The sequence below is a fragment of the Salipiger sp. genome (assembly GCF_059781815.1).
This window is the reverse complement of the sequence record NZ_JBYNAH010000403.1, coordinates 1-1,922: the sequence shown is the minus strand read 5'-3', so window position 1 is coordinate 1,922 and position 1,922 is coordinate 1. Positions and strand designations below refer to the sequence as shown.

Below are 1,922 nucleotides of genomic sequence, written 5' to 3'. Positions count from 1 at the left end.
AGGCGATTGCGCAAGTGAAATGGGAAGCGTTGATCCATCCGAGGGGGTGAAAGTGGTAGACCGAGCTCAGGGCAGGTGGTGCCCTTGCCAGTAGGAAGATTGGCCAAACAGCTGGGTCCGCGGTCTATTTCCCTGACCGCAGATCCCGGGAACAGGACCATGCTCGTCGAAGGAGGCGATAGCACGCTGGGAGATGGCGACATCTACCACATGCGGAAGATGGTCATCGGCGGCCGGTTGTCCTCTTCTCGGCACCACAAGATCCGCGCGGGAGTTTTGAGATAGCGCAGTCACGTGCTATCCTCTGTCGAGGGCGGCATATGACACCAGCAGTTCCCTTTTTCGTTTCCTACAACGCCGCCGATCTCCGCCTGAGATCTTCCCTGCCGGAGATGTATGGTCGTCAAGGAGGTCTGCCATGCCTACCTCATCCACACCGGTCGGCACGCCGATCCTGGTGAATACCCTCACCATCGGCGCGCAACAGGAACCGCAGGCGGTCGCTCTTGCCGGCGGCGGCTATGCCGTGATGTGGCATTCGGGCGATTCCGTCATCCCGGTGACGCTGCGCGGTGCATTCTTCGACAGCCGCGATCAACTCCAAGGCGCCGAATTCGAGGTCATGGACGATCTTCAATCGGCGCAGACACCGTTCTCTTTGATCGCCACCGGTGGCAGCTTAACCGCAGTGGAAGGAACCCGCAGCAGCTCTCCGTTCGGTCTATTCATTGAGGCGCAGAGCGTTACCGGAACCGGCGTGCCGTCAGGAGACGGAGAGATACTCAGCACCCTGACCAGCCTGCACCGCAACCCGGACGCCGCAGCGCTCGGCGACGGGGGCATGGTCGCGGTCTGGGAAAGCCTGGCGATAGAAGGCAATTTCGCCTCGACGGGCATCGCGGCGCGGATCGTCGGCGGTCCCGGAGCCGGAGAGACGGAGTTCCTCGTCAACACCACGACGGACGGGGCGCAGGACAATCCGCAGGTCGCGGCGCTGGCTGGTGGTGGGTTCGTGGTCGCCTGGAATGGGCCGGCCGGCATCTACGCGCAACGTTTTACCGAGGGCGGGGCGATGCTCGGCAGCGAGATCCGCATCGACACCGCCACGGACCGTGGGGGCGCGGGCCAGGTTCAAGTGGCGGGCCTCGCGGGCGGCGGCTTCATCGCCGTCTGGACGCAGGCTGTTGGTGGCGATGGACGGATCTTCGGTCAAGCCTACGACGCTACAGGCGCGCGGGTCGGCGGCGAGATCGCGGTCAGCACCACTACCGTGCACGAGGCCTACACGCCGCAGATCACTGCTTTGCAGGATGGCGGCGCGCTGGTCGGGTGGTCCTCGCACGGCTTCGTTGACGGTGTGCACCCACCAGGGTTCTACCTCCAGCGACTCAACGCGGACGGAAGCTTGCAGGGCAATGAGACGCTGCTCTTCGACAGCGGGGGCATCTCGTCGTCCGACCTGTCCCTGACCACTCTGCCCGGAAACGAGGTTCTCGCCACCTGGTCCGCACAACTGCCCAGCGGAGACGGTCTCGACATCTACGCGCAGCATGTGGTCACGGCGGACAACCTCGTTGGGACAGAGCTCGGGGAACTGCTGCAGGGCGACGCTGGGCGCGACTTGCTCGTTGGCGAGGGCGGCAATGACACACTGATTGGACTGGCGGGACCTGACACGCTAGAAGGGGGCACAGGCAACGATTACCTCTATGGCGATACCCTCTGGCCCGGGCTGTTCCCTGACGAGGCCTCCATCGTCTACCGGCTCTACCAGGCGACGCTCGACCGCGCGCCCGATACGACGGGTCTGACCAACTGGAGCGAACGTCTGTTCACAGGCGAACGTAGCCTACAGCAAGTCGTCAACGGGTTCGTGAACAGTCCCGAATTCCAGGCCACCTATGGTGCGCTGGACAACCAGG

General features: G+C 63.8%; 1 protein-coding gene. It reads left to right on the top strand.

Translation table 11 applies throughout. From position 1 onward, the window contains the following. Positions 1-418: 418 nt before the first annotated feature. On the top strand, positions 419-1,922 hold a 1,504-nt coding region (locus AC6RA4_RS25245; protein ID WP_500165037.1), incomplete at its 3' end, for a DUF4214 domain-containing protein.